Annotated in this window: 14 protein-coding genes; 7 read left to right on the forward strand and 7 right to left on the reverse strand. The window is 72.7% G+C overall.

Annotated elements, in window-relative coordinates:
- Positions 1-218: 218 nt before the first annotated feature.
- From C1N81_RS19090 to C1N81_RS19105, 4 genes are all read right to left on the reverse strand, one after another.
- Complete coding sequence (locus C1N81_RS19090; protein ID WP_394430673.1) at positions 219-1,592, reverse strand: hypothetical protein; 1,374 nt, start codon at positions 1,590-1,592, stop codon at positions 219-221.
- Positions 1,589-3,673 carry a DUF3492 domain-containing protein gene (locus tag C1N81_RS19095; RefSeq protein ID WP_394430675.1) on the reverse strand — a complete coding sequence of 695 codons (2,085 nt, stop codon included), beginning with the start codon at positions 3,671-3,673 and terminating at the stop codon, positions 1,589-1,591. Before C1N81_RS19095 ends, C1N81_RS19090 begins: the two co-directional genes overlap by 4 nt.
- A gap of 199 nt (positions 3,674-3,872) precedes the next feature.
- Complete coding sequence (locus C1N81_RS19100) at positions 3,873-4,757, reverse strand: DUF3152 domain-containing protein (RefSeq protein ID WP_394430677.1); 885 nt, start codon at positions 4,755-4,757, stop codon at positions 3,873-3,875.
- Between the two features lie 581 nt (positions 4,758-5,338).
- Positions 5,339-6,550, reverse strand: coding sequence for an alpha/beta fold hydrolase (locus C1N81_RS19105; protein WP_394430679.1), 1,212 nt, complete (start codon positions 6,548-6,550; stop codon positions 5,339-5,341).
- 245 nt (positions 6,551-6,795) lie between these two features.
- On the opposite strand from C1N81_RS19105, the gene C1N81_RS19110 reads away from it, so the two are divergent.
- From C1N81_RS19110 to C1N81_RS19125, 4 genes are all read left to right on the forward strand, one after another.
- On the forward strand, positions 6,796-7,014 hold the full coding sequence (locus C1N81_RS19110) for a hypothetical protein (RefSeq protein WP_394430681.1): 219 nt from the start codon (positions 6,796-6,798) through the stop codon (positions 7,012-7,014).
- A 201-nt stretch (positions 7,015-7,215) separates the two neighbouring features.
- Positions 7,216-7,869 (forward strand): TetR/AcrR family transcriptional regulator, encoded by a 654-nt coding sequence (locus C1N81_RS19115; protein WP_394430683.1) that lies wholly within the window; start codon positions 7,216-7,218, stop codon positions 7,867-7,869.
- Between the two features lie 171 nt (positions 7,870-8,040).
- Positions 8,041-8,268 (forward strand): DUF3107 domain-containing protein, encoded by a 228-nt coding sequence (locus C1N81_RS19120; RefSeq protein ID WP_394430685.1) that lies wholly within the window; start codon positions 8,041-8,043, stop codon positions 8,266-8,268.
- 202 nt (positions 8,269-8,470) lie between these two features.
- On the forward strand, positions 8,471-8,743 hold the full coding sequence (locus tag C1N81_RS19125; protein WP_394430687.1) for a hypothetical protein: 273 nt from the start codon (positions 8,471-8,473) through the stop codon (positions 8,741-8,743).
- 57 nt (positions 8,744-8,800) lie between these two features.
- On the opposite strand, the gene C1N81_RS19130 is transcribed toward C1N81_RS19125, so the two are convergent.
- The gene (locus C1N81_RS19130; protein ID WP_394438058.1) at positions 8,801-9,556 is read right to left on the reverse strand and encodes a ferritin-like fold-containing protein; all 756 of its coding nucleotides are present in this window, start codon (positions 9,554-9,556) and stop codon (positions 8,801-8,803) included.
- A 504-nt stretch (positions 9,557-10,060) separates the two neighbouring features.
- Here C1N81_RS19130 and C1N81_RS19135 point away from each other — a divergent pair.
- From C1N81_RS19135 to C1N81_RS19145, 3 genes are all read left to right on the forward strand, one after another.
- Positions 10,061-12,463: a DEAD/DEAH box helicase gene (locus C1N81_RS19135; protein WP_394430688.1), complete on the forward strand. Its 2,403-nt coding sequence runs from the start codon at positions 10,061-10,063 to the stop codon at positions 12,461-12,463.
- Between the two features lie 111 nt (positions 12,464-12,574).
- Positions 12,575-13,438, forward strand: a complete 864-nt coding sequence (locus tag C1N81_RS19140) for an alpha/beta fold hydrolase (protein ID WP_394430690.1) — start codon at positions 12,575-12,577, stop codon at positions 13,436-13,438.
- A 311-nt stretch (positions 13,439-13,749) separates the two neighbouring features.
- Positions 13,750-13,887, forward strand: a complete 138-nt coding sequence (locus C1N81_RS19145; protein ID WP_394438606.1) for a hypothetical protein — start codon at positions 13,750-13,752, stop codon at positions 13,885-13,887.
- A gap of 110 nt (positions 13,888-13,997) precedes the next feature.
- Here C1N81_RS19145 and C1N81_RS19150 read toward each other — a convergent pair whose 3' ends face one another.
- Both C1N81_RS19150 and C1N81_RS19155 read right to left on the reverse strand, forming a co-directional pair.
- Positions 13,998-14,603 carry a MarC family protein gene (locus C1N81_RS19150; RefSeq protein WP_394430692.1) on the reverse strand — a complete coding sequence of 202 codons (606 nt, stop codon included), beginning with the start codon at positions 14,601-14,603 and terminating at the stop codon, positions 13,998-14,000.
- A gap of 97 nt (positions 14,604-14,700) precedes the next feature.
- The gene (locus C1N81_RS19155) at positions 14,701-15,564 is read right to left on the reverse strand and encodes a PHP domain-containing protein (RefSeq protein ID WP_394430694.1); all 864 of its coding nucleotides are present in this window, start codon (positions 15,562-15,564) and stop codon (positions 14,701-14,703) included.
- Between the last annotated feature and the right edge of the window lie 127 nt (positions 15,565-15,691).

Here is a 15,691-nt window from a genome sequence, read left to right on the forward strand (position 1 = left end):
TCCCGCGGTGCGCGCTCCGTGGGTGTCGCGCGGCCCGTGAGGTCCGGAGTATCCGGCGTATCCGGCGCCTCCGGGGGGAGGGGTGGTCATCTGGCGTTCTCCTTATGCGTTGTGCCGTGGGTCGGCGGGAGAGCCCGCGGTGTCGGCCCCGCGGGAAAGGGGTGTGCCTGACTGGAAGGCAGGTGGCGCGGCACGCTCGGTACGGCGCGCCGCGGTGGTCAGGGAGCGCCCTCCGCGGCGGCGCTGTCCGCGCCCGCGTGGGCGGAGGCCCGGGTCAGCGTGCGCATGGCGTGCACGAGCAGCGCCAGGGCGGCTCCGGTGCAGGCCGCACCGGGTACGACGCCCACGCCCAGGGCGTCGACGGCCGCCTCGACGGGTGCGCCCGGGGCGTCGCAGCCGGGCAGGCGTGCGGCGAGGACGGAGGCGACGGCCAGGATCTCGACGGCCGCGGCGGCGCCGAGCACGACGGCGGGGGCGTGCGTGCGCCCGTGGACGACGAGGAGGCGGGCGAGGAGCAGCAGCACCCCGAGCGAGCCCGCTCCCGCGTAGTCGATGTCCTGGCCGAGCAGGGCCCCGGACAGGCCGAGCAGGGCCGTCAGAGCGAGCGCGAACAGGGTGACGACGGCGAGGAGCAGCGGCCGCGCGGAGGTGGCGAACTCGGCGAGTCCACGGCTGGTGGCAAGGCGGCGACGCGCCCCGGAGGCGTAGAGCCCGGCGCACCAGGCGGCGGGCGCGACGGCCACGGCGCACGCGAGGAGGGGTGCGGTCGCCGGGCGCGGGACGGCGTCGGGGCCGCCGGACAAGGCGGCGCTCAGCAGGTCGTCGCCGAGCAGGACATAGGCGAGGAGCCAGCAGATCCACAGGCGGGTCGTGAGCGTGGTCGCCCGGGTCCTGACGCTCAGCGGGCCGTGCCGCAGCGCTGTGCGCAGGGCGACCGCACCGGCCAGCGCGCCGACGACACCGATGGCCACGCGTGCGGTGCCTGCGGTGTGGGCGAGCGCGAGGAGGGTCAGGGCGCAGACGGCGCCGGGGAGGAGGGCGAGGAGGGTCCATGCGCCGCGCAGGCTGCCGGTGGCCGGCGTGGCCGCGGAGACGTGGGCGGGCCGGGTGGACCCGTCCTGCTCGCCATTGCGCGGCACGCGCGCGTACATCTCCTCGGCGAGCGAGAACACGTCCTTGTGCCGGTAGCGGGCCGCGGTCCGGTCGGTCACGCCGTGCGCCTCGAGTCCGGCGGCGATCTCCAGCGGGTCGATGGCCCGCTCGCAGAGTTCGTGGTGCCGGTGCATCAGGGCTTTGACGGGGTCGGCGTTGGTACGGCGGTGCGGAGGGCGTTGGGCTGCCGCCGGGGTGGGGGCGCGGCTCGGCCCGGCGTGTGCACGGGCCCCGTCCGAGACCGGCTCGGCGGCACCGGCGTCAGGCTTCCCGCCGGGAGGTGGCTCGGCGCTTCGCTCACCTCCCCCGGCGCCGAACGCTTCGTCCGTCGAGGTGTGCGCCAGGGCCTGGGCGGACGCCGTGCTCCACGCACCGGCGCCCGGGGGCACGCGGGGCGTGTCCGTGCTGACCCCGCTGCCGATGTCACTACTCCCTTTCATGCCGCACCCTCTCCGCCGCCCTGGCTCACTCCTGCCAACTGCTCGCGCTCACCGCCCCCGTTGCCGCCACCGCCCGGGGCCCAGCTGGGGACACGGGCGGTGCCTGTGGTGCGCGCGGTCCAGTGGCCCGGGACGTGGGCCTCGGCCGGGTGGGAGAACGGGAGGGGGTCGCCGGCGTCGTCCATGGCGTCGCGGCGTACCGGGCAGCGGGAGACGATGTCGAGGTAAATGCCGTGAAATGCCATGACGTTCTGTTCGACGGTGAAGAGTTCGAGAGCCCGCGCGCGGGCCGCGGCCCCGAGGCGTTCACGACGTCCGGAGTCGCGCAGCAGGGCCACGCACGCCTCGGCGAGCGCGCGCGGGTTGCGGGGCGGGACGACGAGCCCGGTGCCGCCGATGACCTCGACGACGGCGCCCACGTCGGTCGAGACGGTGGCGCGTCCGCAGAACATGGCCTCGACCAGGCTGAGCGGGAAGCCTTCGGCGACGCTGGAGAGGACGACGACGCTGCCCGCGCCATAGACCTCGGCGAGGTCGGGCGCCTCGGGACCGCCGAGCTCCTCGAAGGAGACCGGGTTCTCGCCGACGGCGTGGATCCCGACGGCCTCGTCGGGGAAGAGCTGCGCGGCCAGGGCCTTGCAGTGCCCGAGGTAGGTCTCGGCCTCCCGCTCCGCCCGGCACGCCTGGCTCATCGCGCCGTCCGCCCCGCGGTCCGTCCCGCTGCCCACCGATCCGGCCCCCGGCACGGGCATCGCCGTAGGCATCGAAGCCTGCACCGGCACGGACATCGACCCAGGCACCGACGCCTGCACCGGCACCGGCACCGGCACCCCCACGATCCGCAGCCGCGCCTTCGGTTCCTCCCTGCGGATCTCCGCGAACGCGTGCAGGAGGGAGATGAGGTCCTTGGACGGCTCGACGCGTCCGACCCAGACGAGGGTGTCCGGCTCCCCCGGCTCCTCGCGCTCGCCGACCTCGGCGAAGCGCGAGGCGTCCATCCCGGGGTGGACGGTGCGCATCTTGGCGCGGTCGGCACCGCACCGTTCCTGCCAGCGGCGGGCGTGCGCGTTGCCCGGGGTGATCACGGTGGCCTGCCGGTAGATCTCGGCGGCGAGCAACCCGTGGAAGGAGGCGAGCAGCGCCCGGACCGGCGCGCTCAGTTCGGCGTCGCCCGCCGCGATGTACTGGGCCCTGAGCCGCACTCCGTACTCGGTGACGAGCAGCGGCACGCCGAAGAACCGCTTGGCGAGCAGGCCCGGCAGGGCCGCGGGGCCGCCCGATGTGGCGTGGCACAGGTCGACCGAGCCGAGCCCCTCGCCCCGAGCCGCGGAGGCTCCGGCCGCCCCGTCCTCGGCGGCGTCGCCGGTGCCGTACCAGTCGAGTGAGAGGGGGTGCAGGGCGCGCTCGATGAGTCCGGCGCAGGTGAGCAGATCGGGCACACGGGCGGCGCGGGCCGCGCGCAGGGCGCCGGGCGCGCGACAGGCGCGTTCCAGGATGCGGACGGCCGTCTCGGAGCGGAGGGCGACGTGGAGGGAGCCCTCGTCGCGGGCGAGTTCGGCGAGCCCGTAGAGCGCTGTGGCGAAACGGTCCGCCTCTTCCAGCGCACCGCCCCTCGCACCTTGTGCACCGCCCCTCACACCGTCCGCGCCACCCCACACATCAGCTGCGCCGCCGCCCCTCACACCATCAGCGCCGCCCCTCACGCCATCGGCACGGCCCCTCACACCATCAGCGCCACCCGCACCCCGGGTCTCGGGCCCGGCGCCGCGGACGATCACCGCCGCCAGCTCCTCGTACAGCGCGGTGAACCGGCGCCGGGCGCGCCGCCCGAGTGCGCCGCCCCGCACGCCGTCCCCGCCCGCCGCGCTCCCCGCGTCGCTCGTCCACAGCCGCGCGGTCCGCACCTGCCGCACCTGCGGGGGGAGTTCGAGCAGGCCCGCGGTCTCCTGCCGTCGGCTGCGGCTGAGCGCGTAGAGGTCGAATTCGTGCTGCGCGAGCCCGCGCACGAGCCGGTCGCACCAGAGTCCGGCCTCACCACCCACATACGGATAACCGCCCTCTGTCAGCAGTCCGATGCGCACGAGCACACCCCCGATCTCCCGTCTGGGGAGCCGCCGTTGACCGGCGGCTCACAGCGGGACGAACGTATGCGGACATGCCGGTGGCGCGATGGACGGTTGTCCATCGCGCCACCGGAAGGGGTGAAAGGCCGTGACTTTCCCGCGCGCGCGACGTTCGGTCGCGCTAAGGAAGCGATCCGCTACAGATAGCTACAGCGTGTCAACCCTTGGGAAAGACCCAGGGGTTCGGCTTGCAGGTGATGCCGTCGAGGCTGAGGAACTTGGTCTGCTGCTGCATGACGGGCGCGAGCGCGCCGTTGCGCGAGCAGGACACGTGGTTGTGGCCCAGCCGGTGGCCGACCTCGTGGTTGATGAGCATCTGCCGATACGGGTAGATGGCCTGGTCGTGCAGCACGTCGTCGTACGTCTTCGAACCCTGCGCCCACCGATAGGCGTTGATCATGACGCGGTCGGTGGCGGCGGAGTCGCACGACACGTTGTCCTCGGTCGTGTCGAGGCCGGACTTGGCGCACCAGGTCGCCGTGGTCCCGGGGCTGGCGAGGGTGATCACGAAACGCGGCTCACCCTTGGAGACGCGTTCGAACGTGCGAGCGCCGTCGTGGGCCCAGCTCCGGTCGTCGTTCAGGGTCTTCTGGACCGCTTGCGCGAACAGCTTGCCGTCGAGCCCGAGGCCCTTCTCGACATCGACGCGGTAGAGGATGTGGTCCGCGCCCTTCTTGGGGGCCTTGTCGGTGCCGGGGATCGTCTCGAAGTCCCCCGAGCCCTTCAGGTTCGCGGCCAGCGGGTATTTCCTGGTCATTTTCTGGGCGTACGTGGCCGGGGCGGCCTGCGCCGTCCGGGACGGGGTGGCCCGGTCGTCCGAGCGCGAGGCCGAGTCGGTGTGGGCGCGCGGCCCGTCGGCGGCCTGTCCCTGCGCGTCGCTCGCCGCGGCGCTGCCCTTGTCGGCAACCTGCCCGGCGACCACGACGGCGAGCACGGTGGTGACGGCCGCGGCGGCGATGCCGGTGTAGGTGAGGCCGCGGCCGCGCTTCTCGCGCTCCCCGCCCCCACTCTCGTCCGCATCGGCCTTCGCCCCCGGGGTCACCCCTGGGCCCGCCGCGCCTGCATCAGAGGACGCGGGCGTCGCCGAGGGCGTTGGCGCCTCCTCGTCCCAGGCGGTGACGGCGGCGTACGGATCCCTTGAACCCCGAGCGCCCCTCGGACTCCGTCCGTCCTGCGTACTCCGGGTCTCCTCAGGACCCCACCCCGCAGCGTCACCATGGCGCTCCGGCGCCTTGGGGGTCTCCTTGTCGAACGCGTCGACGTATTCCTGCCGGGGCCGTTGCCGCGGGACCATCGGCGATCCGGGCGTCCGGTGACCGCGCCCGCCGTCCTCGCGATGGCCCGGGGCGCCCCAGCCGCCGCCCGGCTCCCGCTGCTCGGGGTGGCCGCCGCGGCCGCGCTCCGTCTCGGTCCCCGCGGACGTGTGCGCCGGGGTCGAGGGCTCCCCGTGCGGCTGCCCCGCAGGGGCCTTGCGCCGCCGGCCGGTGCCCGGACGAGCCGGTGCGGGTACGCCGGATTCGCGGGCCTCACCCGACCGCACGGACGCCGCCGGTGCTTCAGGTATGTCGACGCTCTCGCCGCTGTCTGCCGGTCCTCGGCGGCTGTGCCGTCCCACTGGCCGCCTCAGCTCCCCTGCTCCGTAGTACTGCCTGCGTTCTCGGCACTGCCCGCCTTGTCGGCACTGCCTGCGTTCTCGGCACTGCCTGTGTTCTCGACACTGCCCGCCTTGTCGGCACTGTCTGCCTGTCCGGCACTGCCTGCATGTCCGGCACTGCCCATGTCTCCGGTACCGCCCGTGCTTCCGGCTCCGGTACCGCCCGCGTTCTCGTTCGCGACGCCGACCGATCGTGCCCGAAGGGCACGCTCCCCGTCCAACGCGCTGGTGTCCGCGACAAGTTCCCGGAACGCCGCCGCGACCCTCTCCGGGTACTCCATCATCGCGACATGCCCCGCGTCGGGGAGCGTGAGGAGGCGGGAGTCGCGGAACGTGCGCGCCGCGCGCGCCGCCATCCGGTACGAGACGAGCTGGTCGCGCCCCCCGTAGATGAGCAGGGTCGGCGCGAGCACCCGCTCGGCCTGGCGCCAGAGTCCGTGCTGGCCGCCGAGCGTGTACGCGTCGACGACCCCGCGCGCGGAGCGGGCCATCGCGTCCCAGAAGTACGGGAGTTGCAGCCGCCGTTCCATTTCCTCGACGGCGGCGCGGAAGCCTTCCGGGGAGACCCGGTCGGGGTCGCCGTAGCAAAGGGCGGTGACGCCGCGCACGCGCTGCTCGGCCGTCCATTCCTTCGTGAGCCGCGTGAAGAGCGCGGCGACGCCGGGGAGGGCGAGGAGTCCGGTCGGCAGGGCGGTGCGCTGCACCCGGAGTTCGGGGAGAGCCGGTGCCACGAGGGTCAACGTCCGTACGAGGTCGGGGCGGACGGCGGCGACCCGTGTCGTGATGGCGCCGCCGAGCGAGTTCCCGAAGAGGTGGACGGGGCCGCGTCCTTGCGCGTCGAGATAGCGGATGACCGCGCGCGCGTGTCCGGTGACCGAGTAGTTGCCGTCGTCCGGCGGCGGGGAGTCGCCGAAGCCCGGGAGGTCGAGGGCCTCGCCGTCCACGCCGTCCTCGAGCAGCGGCATCAGCGCCGACCAGTTCTGCGAGGAACCGCCGAGACCGTGGACGTACAGGGCGGGCGGCAGCCCTTCGCGCGTGCCGGGCCGGGACCGGACCGAGAGCGTGAGCCCCGGCAGAGCGACCGAGCGGAGCCGCTCCCCCTCCGCCACCTTGACGGTGCCCGGCTTGGGCACCGCGGCGGCGACGGCGGGAGGCACACGCGGCGAATCGGTCGAAGACATGCGGCATATGTTACGAGACGATCACGCAGGGGATCGTGTGTTCGCTGTCACAGATAGCTCATAGTTCTAGCCAAAGCTCACCCGCTGCATTATTCGCTGCCGCGCATCGCGCCGCATCCAGGTGTCTCCTACGCTCAAAACAGGGCACCCGCCCCCACAGGGCACTCGCCCCGCCAGGGCACTCGCCCTTACAGGGCATTCGCCCCCACAAGGAACAGAGGAACAGGTGAGGAAGGGAGCCATCCATGGCAGTCGACCCCGATGAGCCCGAGACCTTCGCGGCTGACGAGCCCCAGGAGATCGACGTGGAGGCGCCGGAGGCGGACACCGCCGAGCAGCTCACGGAGGTCTCGCCGGCCGAGGACGACGTACCGCAGGCGGCGGCAGACGTGGGCGCGGCCGATGAAGGCGACCTGGCCGAGCAGGCGCGGGTCGTGGCCCTCGACGAGGACGACTACCGGTAGCAACCACCGAAAAACCCGGGTCGCGGTTTGCACCGCTTTGCGTATGTAGCGCCCCCGTGCGATCGCCGCATGTGGGACACACATGGCTTTCACAGTCGTCCGGTCCATGAAATTCTGCGCTCGCACCGCGCACATCATGGTTACCCAAAAGTACGATGACGGCGCGGCACACACCGCGCACGGACGATTTTGGGAGGCGGCGTGACAGCCACCGAGCAGACGGAGGCAGCGCGCCCCAAGGGCACGCGCCTGCCGCGCCGAGCCCGACGCAACCAGCTGCTGGGCGCGGCCCAGGAGGTTTTTGTCGCACAGGGGTACCACGCGGCCGCGATGGACGACATCGCCGAACGGGCCGGGGTCAGCAAGCCGGTGCTCTACCAGCACTTCCCCGGCAAGCTCGACCTCTACCTGGCCCTGCTCGACCAGCACTGCGAGTCGTTGCTGCAGTCGGTCCGCACGGCCCTGGCCTCGACGACGGACAACAAGCAGCGCGTCGCGGCGACCATGGACGCCTACTTCGCGTACGTCCAGGACGACGGCGGCGCGTTCCGTCTCGTCTTCGAGTCGGACCTGACGAACGAGCCTGCGGTGCGCGAGCGCGTCGACCGGGTCAGCCTGCAGTGCGCCGAGGCGATCTCGGACGTGATCGCCGAGGACACGGGCCTGTCCAAGGACGAGTCGATGCTCCTTGCCGTGGGTCTGGGCGGCGTGTCGCAGGTCGTCGCGCGCTACTGGCTGTCCAGCGAGAGCCCTGTCGAACGTGACAAGGCAGTGCAGTTGCTGACGTCGCTGGCCTGGCGCGGCATCGCCGGGTTCCCGCTGCACGGCGCGGAACCGCACACGGACCAGCACTGAGACGCCCCGCCTGCGGGGCCCCGCCTGCGAGGCCCGCGCTTTGTTCCCGTTTCGCTGTTCGCTCTTGGCGTGCAGCCGGGGCACCAGGTGCCTCCCTTCGCCGGGCTAATGTTTGCTGCGTACGGCGCGCGGTCGTCCGCGCACATCACGGATCGTCGGAGGGACAAGGCCGTGGAGGTCAAGATCGGCGTGCTGCACACGCCCCGCGAGATCGTTCTGGAGAGCGGCCAGGCCGCCGAGGAGGTCGAGAGCGCGGTGGCCGAGGCGTTGTCCGGCAAGGCGCAGCTGCTCTCCCTGACGGATGAGAAGGGCCGCAAGGTGCTGGTACCGGCCGAGCGCCTCGCCTATGTGGAGATCGGCGAGCCGTCGGTGCGCAAGGTGGGCTTCGGCCCGCTGTAGCGAAGACAGCACGACAAGCCGCGCGACAGACAGCGCGACAGCAGGACGAGAGAGGGGCCCGGCGGCACAAAGCCGCCGGGCCCCTTTCGTGTTCACAGGGCACGCACAGCGGGGGCCCTGAGGAGGATTGCGTTCCGGGTGCCAGGGGTAGACCGGGTAGGACCGATTTGCACCAACTGGCAGCGCGGGAGGGACCCTCACCATGCTTCTCGAAGCTCTCGGCTCCGCACTGCTCGGCCTGGCCCTCGCATGGGCCGCGGGCCTGCGGATGCCCCACCGTCTCCCGTCGCGCGCGCTCGTGCTCGCGACCGGAATCGTCGGCGCCCTGTTCGGGGCGTTCATCACGCACAACGCGCTGGGCGCGGGCCATGTGCTGGCCACGCTCGTCGGCGCGCTCGTCCTCTCGGCGGCCCTGCTGTCGCTGCTGCTGCGCCCGGCCGGGGGCAGAGCGCACCGGCTGAGCCCGAACCCGTAGACCCCGAACCCGTAGACCCCGAACCCGTAGAACCCGAACCCGTAGAACGGGCAGGCGTCAGGCGGCGAGGCCCAGCGCCGCCATCCGCTTGGTGTGCGCCTCGGTGATCCGCGAGAACATCTTGCCGACCTCGGCCAGGTCGAAGCCGTCGGCCACACCGCCGACCAGCATGGTCGACAGGGCGTCGCGGTCGGCGACCACCCGCTGCGACTGGGAGAGGGCCTCGCCCATCAGACGTCGCGCCCACAGGGCGAGGCGCCCGCCCACGCGCGGGTCCTTCTCGATCGCGGCCCGCACCTTCTCCACGGCGAACGAGGCGTGCCCCGTGTCGTCGAGCACGGCGAGTACGAGGGAGCGGGTGTCCGAGTCGAGCCGGGCCGCGACCTCCCGGTAGAAGTCACTGGCGATCGAGTCGCCCACGTACGCCTTGACCAGGCCCTCCAGCCAGTCCGACGGGGCGGTCTGGCGGTGGAAGCCGTCGAGGGCGCCGACGAAGGGGTCCATCGCGTCGGTCGGCTCGACCCCGATCGCCGACAGCCGGTTGCTCAACTGCTCGAAGTGGTGGAACTCGGCGGACGCCATCTTCGCCAGCTCCGCCTTGTCGGCGAGCGTCGGCGCCAGCTTCGCGTCCTCCGCGAGCCGCTCGAACGCCGCCAGCTCCCCGTACGCGAGCGCCCCGAGCAGGTCGACGACGGCTGCGCGATAGTTCTCGTCCGCGGCGGCGGTGGCCCAGTCCTGGGCGGCGATACCGGTCACGGCGGGGGTCGCTTCAGTGGACGGCTTGGCGTTGTCAGGCGTCTCCATGAAGCGCACAATAGCCCGCTCCACGCGTCGGGTAAGTCCCTGGTCAAAGAGTGTGACGACGGCTACGTGACCAAATCGGCCATCGCACATGCGCGTTTCCGGGGTATGGTGGTAAAGAGCCCGTCGCGTGCACGTCCGAATCCTGGCACGTGCGCGTACTTGCGACGGGCCGCACGAATGAGGATGCCCGGTCGGAGGCCCGATCGGCTCCGACCCGACAGCCCTCCGGCTCGTCCGTCACACGGCGTACGGCACGAGGAGGGGCCCTCAGCGGCACGAGCGCTCGAGCGTCGGCAGTGGTCCCGCGTCAACCGGTCCACCCGCACTGTGCGGATCGAGACCGGCGTACCACCGGCACGGTCACGACCCCCACGTTCGCCTCGCGTCGCACCTCACAGAAGAGGCAGCACCCTGACTACGCAGACTTCCACGTTCCGACAACTCGGCATCCTGCCCGAGACCGCCGAAGCCCTTGAGGCCGTCGGCATTGTCAACGCCTTCCCCATCCAGGAGATGACCCTCCCCGTCGCCCTCTCGGGCTCGGACGTCATCGGCCAGGCCAAGACCGGCACGGGCAAGACCCTCGGCTTCGGTCTGCCGCTCCTGGAGCGCGTCACCGTCCCCGCGGACGTCGAGGCGGGCCGGGCCACGCCCGAGCAGCTGACCGACGCCCCGCAGGCGCTCGTCGTCGTCCCCACGCGCGAGCTGTGCACGCAGGTCACCAACGACCTCCTGACCGCCGGCAAGGTGCGCAATGTGCGCGTTCTCGCCATATATGGCGGTCGCGCCTACGAGCCCCAGGTCGAGGCCCTCAAGAAGGGCGTCGACGTGATCGTCGGCACCCCGGGCCGCCTTCTCGACCTCGCCGGGCAGAAGAAGCTCAACCTCTCGCACGTCAAGGCGCTCGTCCTCGACGAGGCCGACGAGATGCTCGACCTGGGCTTCCTGCCCGACGTCGAGAAGATCATCAACCTGCTTCCGGCGAAGCGCCAGACGATGCTGTTCTCGGCGACCATGCCGGGCGCCGTCATCGGCCTCGCCCGCCGCTACATGTCGCAGCCCACGCACATCAACGCCACCTCGCCGGACGACGCGGGCGCGACCGTGCGCAACACGGCGCAGCACGTGTACCGCGCGCACAACATGGACAAGCCCGAGATGGTCGCCCGCATCCTGCAGGCCGAGGGCCGCGGGCTCGCGATGATCTTCTGCCGCACCAAGCGGACCGCCGCCGACATCGCCGAGCAGCTGCAGAAGCGCGGCTTCGCCTCCGGCGCCGTCCACGGCGACCTCGGGCAGGGCGCGCGCGAGCAGGCGCTGCGCGCGTTCCGCAACGGCAAGGTGGACGTGCTGGTCTGCACCGACGTCGCCGCGCGCGGCATCGACGTCGACGGTGTGACGCACGTCATCAACTACCAGTCGCCGGAGGACGAGAAGACGTACCTCCACCGCATCGGCCGCACCGGCCGCGCGGGCCGCAAGGGCATCGCGATCACGCTGGTCGACTGGGACGACATCCCGCGCTGGCAGCTGATCAACAAGGCGCTCGACCTGGGCTTCAACGACCCGGTCGAGACGTACTCCTCCTCGCCGCACCTCTTCGAGGAGCTGAACATCCCGGCGGGCACCAAGGGTGTCCTGCCGCGCTCCGAGCGCACGCGCGCGGGGCTCGGCGCAGAGGAGATCGAGGACCTGGGCGAGACCGGCGGCCGGGGCGCGTCGCCGCGCGGCCGTGGCGGGCGTTCCGGCGATCGTGACCGCGGTCGTGACCGTGACCGTGATCACGGACGTGATCGGGACCGTGACCGGGACCGGGACCAGAGCCAGGAGCGCGAGCGCTCCGCCCGTACGCCGCGCCGTCGGCGCCGGACGCGCAACGGCGAGCCCGTCGCCGCGACCCCGGAGACGACCGCGACCACCACCGCCCCGGTCGAGGCCGCTGCCGCTGCCGCTGCGCCGGTGACGCCCGTCGCGCAGGACGCGACCGAGCCCCGTACGCCGCGTCGTCGCCGCCGCACGCGCGGTGGCGCGCAGTCGGCCGCCCCCGCTGCGGCGACCGCCACGGCCACGGCCACCGTGGCTCCTGTGGCGCCTGTGGCGGTACCCGAGCCGGTTGTCGAGGCGGAGGCGCCGGTCGCGCCGCGTCGTCGTACGCGCAAGAAGGCGGAGACCGTCGTCGAGCAGGCCGCCGCGCCGGCCGTCGAGACCCTCGTGACCGCTGAAGCCCCGCAGGCCGTCGAGGCGGAGGCCGCCCCGGCCAAGCCGCGTCGTACGCGCAAGAAGGCGGAAGCCGTCGTCGACACGGCGGAGGCCGTCGAGGCGAAGCCGGCGCGTACGCGGAAGAAGGCGGTCGCCGCGGCTCCGGCCGAGGAGACGGTGGCCGAGGCCGCCTCGCCCAAGCGGACCCGCAAGAAGGCCGTCGCCGCAGCCCCGGCCGAGGAGGCTGTCGCCGAGACCGCCGCGCCGAAGCGGACCCGCAAGAAGGCCGTCGCCGCAGCCCCGGTCGAAGAGGCTGTCGCCGAGACCGCCGCGCCCAAGCGGACCCGCAAGAAGGCCGTCGCCGCAGCCCCGGCCGAGGAGACGGTGACCGAGGCCGCCTCGCCCAAGCGGACCCGCAAGAAGGCCGCCGCCCCCGCGGAGACCGCCGCGGACGCCGCGCTCGACACCGTCGAGGCCAAGCCGAAGCGGACGCGGAAGAAGGCAGTGGCCGCCGCCCCGGTCGAGGAGGCTGTGGCCGAGGCCGCCGCTCCGAAGCGGACCCGCAAGAAGGCGGTCGCCGCGGCCCCGGCCGAGGAGGCCGCGCCGAAGCGGACCCGTAAGAAGGCCGTCGCCGCCGCACCGGCCGAGGACGCGTCCGCCGAGGTCAAGCCGAAGCGCACGCGGAAGAAGGCCGTCGCCGAGGCCCCCGGGGCCTGATCGGTCACGCCGCACCGCGTTACGAAGGCCCGGTTCCCGCTCGCGCGGGGGCCGGGCCTTCGCCGTACCCCGTCCGCGCCCCCGGGCGCCGCGCCGCGTACTCTCACCGGCATGAGCAGGCCGCCGACCTTCACGCCGCCGCCGGGCACCCGCGCCCACACCCTGCGCACCGCCCGGGGCGACTTCGCCGCGCTCATCGGTGATCCGGTGTCCGGCGCGGTGCGGGGCACGGCGCTGCTGCTGCCGGGGTTCACCGGTAGCAAGGAGGACTTCATCGCGCTGAACGAGCCGTTGAACGCGGCCGGATTCCGCACGGTGGCCGTGGACGGCCGGGGCCAGTACCAGACCCCGGGCCCCGCGGACGACGAGAGCCCCTACGCGCTGGCCGAGCTGGCCCGGGACGTGCTCGCGCAGGTCGCGACGCTCGGCCCGGCGCGCGTCCATCTGATGGGGCACTCGCTCGGCGGGCTCGTCGCCCGCGCCGCGGTCATCGCGGACCCGGCCCCGTTCGCGACCCTGACGCTGATGTCGTCGGGCCCGGCCGCCGTCGCCGAGGCGCAGCGGCAGCGGATCGAGCTGCTGCGGGACGCGCTCGCCGCGCTCGGCATGGCCCAGGTCTGGGAGGCCATGCAGGCGCTCGACGCGGCCGAGGACGTGGTGGACGTGCGGGGCGACGAGGATGCCCTGCGGCAGCGCTGGCTCAGCAACAGTCCGGCTCAACTCATCGCCACGGGAAGGCAGTTGCGTTCCGAGCCCGACCGGGTCGAGGAACTGGCCGCGGTCGCGCCGCCGGTGCACGTGCTGTCCGGCGAGCGGGACGACGCCTGGCCCGTGCCGCTGCTCGACGACATGGCGCGGCGCCTCAAGGCGGAACGCACGGTGATCAGCGGCGCCGAGCACTCCCCCAACACCGACCGCCCCGCCGAGACGGCGGCGGCGCTCGCGTCCTTCTGGCGTCGGCACCCGGCCGCCTGACCCCTCACTCGCGGCCCTCCGGCCGCTTGGGCCCCAGCACCTCCACCTCGTGACACTGCGCAGCCGCACGCTTACGCTACCGCCAAGTAATTAGGCCGCCGAAAATTTTCTTTAGCGTAGGGAATGTTTGTTGGGGGCAACTCGTTGTCCCTTACAGAACGCGGGGCACTCTAGCCACGCAATCCACTCTTAACGGTCAGGCAACCGCCTGGCCGTACAGCAGGTCGAGGCTGTTGTCGTACGCCCTGCACCCGTAGTTCTCCTTCAGGAGGATCACCAGACGAAGGGAGAAGCCCTTGCGCTTCGAAATCATGCGACTCGACGACGTCGACGGCACCGCCGTGGACACCACCGTCGTGGACGCCGCCTCCGTCAACCGGATCGTTCAGCAGGCCGCCGCCATAGGGCAGCGCCTCTACATCCGCCCGGCCGAGTCGTCCGCCTCGTAACGGCGTAGCGACACCTCACGTCGAAGCCCCCGTACGCACACGGCGTACGGGGGCTTCGTGCTGCGCGGCTCGTACTGCGCGGCTCGTGCTGCGCGGCTCCGGGGCCGGGGTCAGCTGTTCTGGATCACCTGCGTCACGCCGTTGATGATCTGCTGCACGGCGATCGCCGAGAGCATCATGCCCGCGAGCCGGGTCACCAGGACCACGCCGCCGTCCTTGATGACGCGGATGATCACCAGCGAGTAGCGCATGACGAGCCACAGGACGACGTGGATGGCGATGATCGCCGTCCAGACGGAGAGCTGCGTCGTGACCGAGTGCGCCTTCTGGACGGCGAGGATCACCGAGACGATCGCGCCCGGCCCGGCGAGCAGGGGCATACCGAGCGGGACGAGGGCGACGTTCACGTCCTTCGTCTGCTGGGGCTCGTCGGTCTTGCCGGTGAGCAGGTCGAGCGCGATAAGCAGGAGCAGCAGACCGCCCGCGATCATCAGGGCCGGGACCGAGACGTGCAGGTAGTCGAGGATCTGGTGGCCCAGGACACCGAAGACGGCGATGACACCGAAGGCGACGCAGACGGCCTGGAAGGCCATGCGCTTCTGGACCTTGGCGGGGCGGCCCGCGGTGAGGGCGAGGAAGATCGGGGTGATTCCGGGGGGATCCATGATCACGAAAAGGGTGAGAAAGAGGGATCCGAAGACGGCGACGTCGAACACAGTGGGGCTTGCCTTGCGGGAGTAGAGCGCGGCTGTTCGGCGCGCGCGTGCTGAGCGGAAGGGGAGAAGGGGGCGCACCCCCGGAAGGAGGCGCGGGTCAGGCGCGGTGTCCGCCGGCGCCCGGGACCGGGAAGGCGCCCGTGGCGCGGCGCGTGATCTCCCCGTAGACCTCGGGGTCGGTGGTGTACTCGCCGAGCACACAGGTCTTGCGGCTGCCGTGGTAGTCGGAGGAGCCGGTGGTGAGCAGGCCGGTGTCGGCGGCGAGGCCGCGCAGCCGGTCGCGGGTGGCGGCGTCGTGGTCCATGTGGTCGACCTCGATGCCGTCGAGCCCGGCGGCGGCCAGTTCGGCTATGGCCGCCTCGGGGACGGTCCTGCCGCGCTTCGCGGCGCCCGGGTGCGCGAAGACGGTGACCCCGCCCGCGGCCTTGACCAGGCGGATCGCTTCGGAGGGGTCCGTCTCGTGCTTCTCGGCGTAGGCGCGACCGCCGTCGGCCAGCCACTGGGGCGTGAAGGCGTCGGAGACCGTGTCCACGACACCGAGTTCGACGAGCGCGGTGGCGATGTGCGGGCGGCCGACCGAGCCGCCCGCGGCGATCCGGGCGACTTGGTCCCACGTGACGGGGACGCCGAGGTCGTTCAGCCTGGCGATCATCTTCTTGGCGCGGGGGACGCGGTCGTCGCGGACCAGCTCGCGCTCGGCGAGCAGGCCGGGCTCCTCGGGGTCGAAGAGGTAGGCCAGCATGTGCATGCCCACGCCGTCGAGGCGGCAGGAGAGTTCGGCGCCGGTGACGAGGGTGAGGCCCGCGGGGAGCGCGGCGATCGCCTCGGCGTGGCCGCGCGTGGAGTCGTGGTCGGTGAGCGCCACGACGTCCAGACCGGCCGCCGCGGCGTTCCGCACCAGCTCGGCCGGGGTGTCCGTGCCGTCGGACGCGGTGGAGTGGGTGTGCAGGTCGATGCGCACGGCTGCGTACTCCTCCGGGCTCGGACGGGACGGGGGTCGGGGCCCCGCTCAGGCGGAGGGGGACGCTCCAGGGTAACGGGGATTTCGAACAACCCCGCCATCACGCCGGTGCCGGCCGGCCCCACGC

Source organism: Streptomyces sp. SGAir0957 (genome assembly GCF_043523415.1).

What these genes read in the sequence shown, in the direction of transcription:
- C1N81_RS19090 (WP_394430673.1), bottom strand. Translation starts at nt 1,592, where the DNA reads ATGAAAGGGAGTAGTGACATCGGCAGCGGGGTCAGCACGGACACGCCC.
- C1N81_RS19105 (WP_394430679.1), bottom strand. Translation starts at nt 6,550, where the DNA reads ATGTCTTCGACCGATTCGCCGCGTGTGCCTCCCGCCGTCGCCGCCGCG.
- C1N81_RS19110 (WP_394430681.1), top strand. Translation starts at nt 6,796, where the DNA reads ATGGCAGTCGACCCCGATGAGCCCGAGACCTTCGCGGCTGACGAGCCC.
- C1N81_RS19125 (WP_394430687.1), top strand. Translation starts at nt 8,471, where the DNA reads ATGCTTCTCGAAGCTCTCGGCTCCGCACTGCTCGGCCTGGCCCTCGCA.
- C1N81_RS19135 (WP_394430688.1), top strand. Translation starts at nt 10,061, where the DNA reads ATGACCCTCCCCGTCGCCCTCTCGGGCTCGGACGTCATCGGCCAGGCC.
- C1N81_RS19140 (WP_394430690.1), top strand. Translation starts at nt 12,575, where the DNA reads ATGAGCAGGCCGCCGACCTTCACGCCGCCGCCGGGCACCCGCGCCCAC.
- C1N81_RS19145 (WP_394438606.1), top strand. Translation starts at nt 13,750, where the DNA reads ATGCGACTCGACGACGTCGACGGCACCGCCGTGGACACCACCGTCGTG.